At 62.5% G+C, this 6,128-nt stretch carries 8 protein-coding genes; 3 read left to right on the top strand and 5 right to left on the bottom strand.

Annotation, left to right across the window (positions count from 1 at the left end):
* Nucleotides 1-181, top strand: a 181-nt coding sequence (locus tag Q0W90_RS22380) for a GNAT family N-acetyltransferase (RefSeq protein WP_297776703.1), incomplete at its 5' end; no start/stop codon positions are given.
* Between the two features lie 37 nt (nt 182-218).
* Here Q0W90_RS22380 and Q0W90_RS22375 read toward each other — a convergent pair.
* The 5 genes from Q0W90_RS22375 to Q0W90_RS22355 form a co-directional block, all read right to left on the bottom strand.
* Complete coding sequence (locus Q0W90_RS22375; RefSeq protein WP_297595819.1) at nt 219-695, bottom strand: hypothetical protein; 477 nt, start codon at nt 693-695, stop codon at nt 219-221.
* A gap of 73 nt (nt 696-768) precedes the next feature.
* Nucleotides 769-1,191 (bottom strand): hypothetical protein, encoded by a 423-nt coding sequence (locus tag Q0W90_RS22370; RefSeq protein ID WP_297595818.1) that lies wholly within the window; start codon nt 1,189-1,191, stop codon nt 769-771.
* A 3-nt stretch (nt 1,192-1,194) separates the two neighbouring features.
* Nucleotides 1,195-3,051 (bottom strand): hypothetical protein, encoded by a 1,857-nt coding sequence (locus Q0W90_RS22365; RefSeq protein WP_297776700.1) that lies wholly within the window; start codon nt 3,049-3,051, stop codon nt 1,195-1,197.
* Nucleotides 3,052-3,338: 287 nt separating this feature from the next.
* Nucleotides 3,339-4,901 (bottom strand): long-chain-fatty acid--ACP ligase MbtM, encoded by a 1,563-nt coding sequence (mbtM, locus tag Q0W90_RS22360; RefSeq protein WP_297595816.1) that lies wholly within the window; start codon nt 4,899-4,901, stop codon nt 3,339-3,341.
* The gene (locus Q0W90_RS22355; RefSeq protein ID WP_297700817.1) at nt 4,898-5,155 is read right to left on the bottom strand and encodes an acyl carrier protein; all 258 of its coding nucleotides are present in this window, start codon (nt 5,153-5,155) and stop codon (nt 4,898-4,900) included. Before Q0W90_RS22355 ends, mbtM begins: the two co-directional genes overlap by 4 nt.
* 268 nt (nt 5,156-5,423) lie before the next feature.
* Between Q0W90_RS22355 and Q0W90_RS22350 the strand changes: the two genes are divergently transcribed.
* Both Q0W90_RS22350 and Q0W90_RS22345 read left to right on the top strand, forming a co-directional pair.
* Complete coding sequence (locus Q0W90_RS22350; RefSeq protein ID WP_297776705.1) at nt 5,424-5,882, top strand: DinB family protein; 459 nt, start codon at nt 5,424-5,426, stop codon at nt 5,880-5,882.
* A 65-nt stretch (nt 5,883-5,947) separates the two neighbouring features.
* Nucleotides 5,948-6,128 (top strand): nuclear transport factor 2 family protein (locus tag Q0W90_RS22345; RefSeq protein WP_297776698.1); only part of this gene is annotated, 181 nt, incomplete at its 3' end.

The raw sequence follows: 6,128 nt of genomic DNA, 5'->3' as shown, positions 1-6,128 counted from the left end.
GTACGGCGGACGTGGCCTGGCGACCATCCTCGTCGAGGAAGCGCTCAACGGGGCGCGCGATGAGGGCAAGCGCATTGTTCCGGTGTGCTCGATGATCGGCACGGTGCTCAAGAAGCACCCCGAATTCGACGACATCACGGATCCGGTCACTCCGGAAATTACGCAATGGGTGCGGTCTTAGGTGGGAGGCTAAGACTCGAGGATCCCGACCGTTCGGATCACCCGGGTGGCGCGGTGGCCATCTTCTCGATCTCATCCACAGGTCTATCCATGAGATGACTGAAAATGGTGGCATTCACCGCGGACAAAATAGCGCAATCGTCGTTCGAGCAGATTTTGTATTTGGTCTCGACTTCGGATACGTCCACATTCGGGGCAAATCCTTGCTTGGCAAGCTCGGCGCCCAGTGACCCGGATGCGAGGTCGGAGCGCGCGGTCGTAGCCCAGTCCCAGATGAGGTACTTCTCAGCCAATTCGAAATTCGATAGCTTGGCGACGGCGTTGCGTCGCTGCCCGCGATCGTTAACCGTATCTATTATCCACCAATTCCCGTCGTCACGAAGATGGACAGAATAGTCGTCGGTCCTGAAGCAAATGAGGCAGTCTTCGCAGTCGGTCGTGACATATACGTCGCCTCCGCCCATTCCGGGCGCCCAGCGGTGCCAATTGGCTGATAAGCGAGAGAAATCTGGCATTACGCGTGCAATCCGTTAGTTGATGGTTGGCTATCAGCTTGGCCCGGCAGGGGGCCCTACACGGAGCTCTTGCCTATCCTTGCGGCGGGCCAAAGTACTTTATCGCGAGTGCCTTTGCGAGATTGATGAGTTCCTCGCACGAGTGCTCTGCTTCTCCTTCAACAAAGAGTTGCTCGATACGGTCGCGGTTGCTCCGAATCCATGCCACAGTCTCGTCCGGAGATACAACGTTCGTCTCGTCGTAGTCATCAAGGTACTGTCGAATCAGCGTGGCCCGAAACCAGTTATCTGGTGACTCCGCTAATGCAGTTGGTGCAATAGCGAATCCGAACTGTCCCCTGTCATTAGTCAACTCCAAGCTGATCAGCGGACCGGTGAGAGTCAACGATGCATTGGTCGTTGGGTCGCCCGACGTCGTCGAGTCGGTGACGTGATACCGAGGGTCCAAATACAAGAAGTCCAAATAGTAAAGAAAAAATTCCAGCAAGCTTTTCATTATTTATCTTGCTCCTTCGATTGGCGGCATCAACATATTTTCGCCTATGCGCCGATAGCCATGTGCTTCGAGGTATCGGAGCTCCGCTGCCGTGTATGTATCTGGGGCAACCCTGTGAAAAGGGACCGACAATGTAATCTTATCTCGATTTGCGATTGCGACGTCGAGTACGTGCTGATTGGCGGCCAGCTGCTCCGTGGGCGTGAACGAATTCCACGCGTCGCCAAGGCTGAAGTAGCTGGCGCCGCGGTCGTCTGCGACTCGGATGTAGGAAGGTCCCCCGCCCGGGGGCCTAAATGGTCCAAGGACGGTTTCGCCACTTCCGGTCAGATGTGCTTCGGACATCGCTCGCAGTTCGGGTGTCATGTGGTGGAGCGGGTTGTCCAGGTGGAATTCCGGGTGAGCTGAATCAACGACGACGGGCGGTGCGCTGTCGGGCAACACCGGCACGTGAGGTCCCGCCGGCGCATGTTCGGCGGGCACGTCGCCGTGTGAGGCGGGCGGCGTGTGCTCGACCACGGGTGGCTCAAGAGGGTGGGTGCCCGGGACCGGCTCTCCGGGTAGCGGGGTATGAGACGCGAGGTTGCGTTCGGCGGCCTGGAAGTGTTCCTCGGCTCCGGCGAGTGCGCGGGGGAACACGTTGTCGGCCGACAGCCCCTCCAACATTTCGCGGCTGAAAAGCATCTTCACGCCTTGCACGAGCACCTCGCCGCTCGCCTTGAGCTCTGGCGCACCGACCGCCAGGGTGATAGCCGTGAACAGGGGTTCGGACGTCGCTTCGACCTGCCCCGGATCGGGTGTGCGCATGCCGGTCAACTTGCCACCGTTGAAGGTGTAGTACGTGCCGGTGGCTTGGTCGAAGAACTCACCCGTGCCGTTCTTGAGCTGGCCGTAAGCCTGTACGGGCTGCCCGTTGACGTTGTAGGTGAACATGAAATGCCCGTCGGGGGTGATGCTTACCGACGCGGGGTCGACGCTGTTGTAGTCGGGAATCTTGCCCAGGTCGTCGAGAGCACGGGCAAGGTCGGCCTTGAGCTTTGGCAGCCTGGCGCCGGCGGCGTCACCTTCCGGTGAGCCCGGGCCGTGGGTATAGAGGTCGGCCGTGGCTTTATTGAGCGCCTCCTGCGCGGCGCGCACCTTGGCCATTTGGTCGACGACGGCCTGGTTGGTGACTTGGCGAATGTCGACCAATGCGGCCTGTTGGGCGGGAGACGGCGGAGCGACATCGTCGCCGTCGACGCCATGGAGCGGGGTGCCGTCATACCCCTCGGCATGAAGGTTATTCAGCGATGTCTGAAGGCTTTCGGAGTAGCCGTTGCGGATTGATTGCAGCGCGGCGAGCGCGGCCTTGGTGTCACGAAGTGCGTCGTCCTCGCAAGTGTTGATGAGGGCATGCAGCGCGTCCTTTTCGCCTGCGCTGAGGCTCTTGTCGTTGTTCAGCAAGGCGACGGCCTGGGTAACCAAGTCCGAAATATTCTTCAACTGGGCATCCAAGGTGGCGATGCGCGCAGCCCCAGCTTGCTGCGCATCGGCCAATGCCGCGGCGACGCTCTCCAGGTCCGCACCGATCTTGGGCAGTTGCAAGGACTGCGCCCCTAGGGATTTCATGACCCGCTGAACTTCGTCAGAGTCGTTGATCGGATGGCCGCCGTCGTGGTGGTTCCAGGCAGCCTCGAAGCGGGTGCGGGCTTGTTGGAACGCGTTGTCGGCCTCCGCCGTGCATCGGCCCGCGCGATGAAAGGCGCCGGCCAGATTGGAAACCTGCAATGGGCTGCCCGACTGCAGGCTGGCATTGATCGCCCAGGGGTCGCCACCGGCCTCGGCGATCAGCGCCTGCTCATCTATATACGGAAGTCCCACAGCACCGCTCGTGGCCGCGCGACTATAGACGTCAGTCCCCGCGACGGTATTGCGCGCATTTCCAACCCTTCCTGAGCTAGCTCATAAGGGTACTGGTGCGACCGCGCCCGTCAATTCATTGCAGATTGCGTATCGGCGAACATGACGGCACACTCAGGCGCTGGCCGGCCGAATCGAATCGGGTCGCCAGTCGCTGTTTCGCGGTTGTGTGCCCGAAGCTTCCGGCCGCTGCAAGTGCACCCGGGCCAGTACGCCCGGAATCGGACGGCCACCTAAAGCGCTCGCACTCAAGCTTGTAGGTGGCTGCGGACCTCCAGTCGTCTGAGCTTGCCCGACGAAGTGCGCGGTAATGATCCGGGCGGCATCAATACGACGTCGGCCGGCGTCACCCCGCACACCGAGATGATCCGTTTGATGACAGCGCTGCGGGCCACATCATGATCCGACCCCACGAATTCTGCGGCGATGAGTAACCGCGACTGGGCGGCACCGGATTTGGAGCCAACCGCAACCACGCTGCCATGCCGCACGCCATCCACTTGCGCGGCCACTTGCTCGATTTCGGTGGGAAAGATGTTGCGGCCGGCAATCGTAATGACCTCTTTGGAGCGACCACAAATGACCAGCGCGCCGTCGACCAGGTAACCGATGTCTCCCGTGCGGAACCACTGCGCACCGCGATCAGGCGCGGTGGTGGCGTCGCCGAAGTACTCCGTCATCATCGACGACCCGCGGATCTCGACCTCCCCCACGCTGTCATCCGAAGCGTGGTCTGTCGGGCTGATGCGCAATTCCATGCCGGAGATCGGGCGGCCCAACAGTGCATATCGTTGGCGTGTACCCGATTCCGTCCGCTCATCGGCGCGCAACCCCTCCCCGCAGGCGGGCATCGTCACGGCGCAGGTTGACTCGGCCATCCCGTACGCAGGGGTCGCCGCCGACGCCTGCAAACCAAACGGCGCCATCGCTGTGGCGAATCGCTGAAATCCCTCGCAGTCAACGGGTTCGCCGCCGTTGATCGCAATCCGCAGCGCTCCCAAATCGACGTCCGAAACCCTCCCCGAGTAGCGGCCGAGCATGGAGTACCCGAAATTGGGGCCGGCAGTGAACGTTGCCGCGCTGGCGGAAAGCCAATCCGCCCAGCGAAGCGGTGCCGCAGAGAACGCACCCGTTGGCGCCTGCCATAGCGGCACCCCACTCAGAACGGCGGTCAGCAGGAAAGCCAAACCCATGTCGTGGTAGATCGGCAGCCACGAACACGCCCGGTCGGAGGCGCCGTCGAGCTGTAGCCGCTCGATGAGGCCGCGCATGTTGTTCAGCACGGCGCCCGGCGCCAAAACCGCCGTGCGGGGATCACCGGTCGAGCCGGCAGTACCCTGCAGGATCGCGACGTTCGAATCCGATTGACCCTGAAGCCTATTGGACGCTGGGGTGCGAGCGGCGTCGGCAAGCCCGCAGACCGGCAGGGTCGACTCCACGTCGCCCAACGTGCGCAGGGTGGCTCCGTGACTGAATACCGTGCTGACTCCGATTCCACGGAACCGGCTCAGCGTGCTGCGCGCCCATTCAGCCGGGTCGGCGCCGCGCCTGGGGCGGGGGAGAATCGATACGGCGGCACCCGCCAGCCACGCGCCCTGAATGGCGGCGATCAGCTCGACGGTCGGTTCACCGACAAGGCCTACGGCGCCAAGGCGATCCTGCTGGAGCAAATGCGTTGCGATGCTTTCGGCTATCCCGTGCACCTCGGGCCACGGGCGGGTTGTCCAGCGGTCGGTTTCTTTGTCCAGGACCGCCAAGTCATGCGGTGATCGCGTCATCGCGTCGCGCACGGCGGACGCGAGAATATTCATGCGCAGGCCCCGATCGCGACTTGCAGGTCACCGACGGTCGTGCAGGTCAACAGGTCTTCCTCGCTCAATTGCGCGCCGAACCGTTCTTGGATTGCGACCAGGCCGGCGGCAAAGGCGACGGAGTCCATTCCCAGGTCCTCTACCAGACGCGTTGTGGCAGTGATGGATTCGAACTTGAGGCCCAGGTCGTCACGAAGGATGCTGACCAACTGATGGTCGACGGTGCTGGGCGTAGGGGGAGTGGAGGAGGTCATGAGCGGGGACCCTACCGACTCAATTTAGGTAAGGCTACCCTCACCGCTTATGTGTGGGCTGAGTCACCGTCGCGCTGCCCGGCGTGGTCCCCATGTGTCGGATGATCACGGATCCGCCCACCTGCTTCCCGAGTCACCCACGGCCACAATAACTTCGGGTGCCAAATCAGCGATGCCCGGCCGGCCATTTCGTGCCCACGATCAGAGGACCGTCTGAAATGATGGTCGCGTGACAGACCCCTGCACAGGATGCGGTTACGCCTATGACCTGCGCCGAGCCGCGACTGCCGGCGGCGACATCCGCGGGTTGGCAGCCGAAGTCGTTGTACTTCTGTCTAACAAGGCAATTGATGTGCGGTCCCGGGCGCGGCCCGACGTCTGGTCTCCGCTGGAGTACGCATGCCATCTGCGGGATGTGCTGGTCGTGCAACGCGAACGGGTGCTGGCAGCCCGTCGGATGAATGGCGTCGACTGTGCGTCCATGGGTCGCGAGGAGCGGGCCGAGCACGACGGGTACAACGAACAGGACCCGACCGAGGTCGCTCGCCAACTTGCCGACGCGGCAGCACTATTCAGCAACGTCCTGGCCCGGTTCTCCGCCGATGACTGGGACCGAACGGTTATCTACCACTATCCCGAAACTCACGAACGGTCCCTGCGTTGGGTCGCGGTACACACCGCATACGAGCTGCAGCACCACCTCCTCGACATTCGCCGCCAACTGTGACCGGAGCAGGCGGGGCGCACGAAAATCGCCGGGCTGCTGAATTCACCCGCGCTACAGTGCCGTCCATGAACGTCGATGCGGTCGCCTTCTCCAAACGATGGGCACAACACTGGAACGCCCACGACGTCGAGGCCCTCCTCGGCGACTTCCATGACGACGTCGTGTTCACGTCGCCCGTGGCCGCCGAACTCCTGCCGGAAACACAGGGCGTGGTGCGCGGCAAGGCCGCGCTGCGGCGGTACTGGG

It is taken from the genome of Mycobacterium sp., from assembly GCF_025933915.1.
In the GTDB taxonomy this organism is placed as follows: Bacteria; Actinomycetota; Actinomycetes; order Mycobacteriales; family Mycobacteriaceae; genus Mycobacterium.
The sequence above is the reverse complement of the archived record's forward strand: the minus strand, read 5'-3'. Positions and strand labels throughout refer to the sequence as shown.

Coding starts and splice junctions, on each gene's coding strand:
- Q0W90_RS22375 (WP_297595819.1), bottom strand. CDS start 695: ATGCCAGATTTCTCTCGCTTATCAGCCAATTGGCACCGCTGGGCGCCC.
- Q0W90_RS22370 (WP_297595818.1), bottom strand. CDS start 1,191: ATGAAAAGCTTGCTGGAATTTTTTCTTTACTATTTGGACTTCTTGTAT.
- mbtM (WP_297595816.1), bottom strand. CDS start 4,901: ATGAATATTCTCGCGTCCGCCGTGCGCGACGCGATGACGCGATCACCG.
- Q0W90_RS22355 (WP_297700817.1), bottom strand. CDS start 5,155: ATGACCTCCTCCACTCCCCCTACGCCCAGCACCGTCGACCATCAGTTG.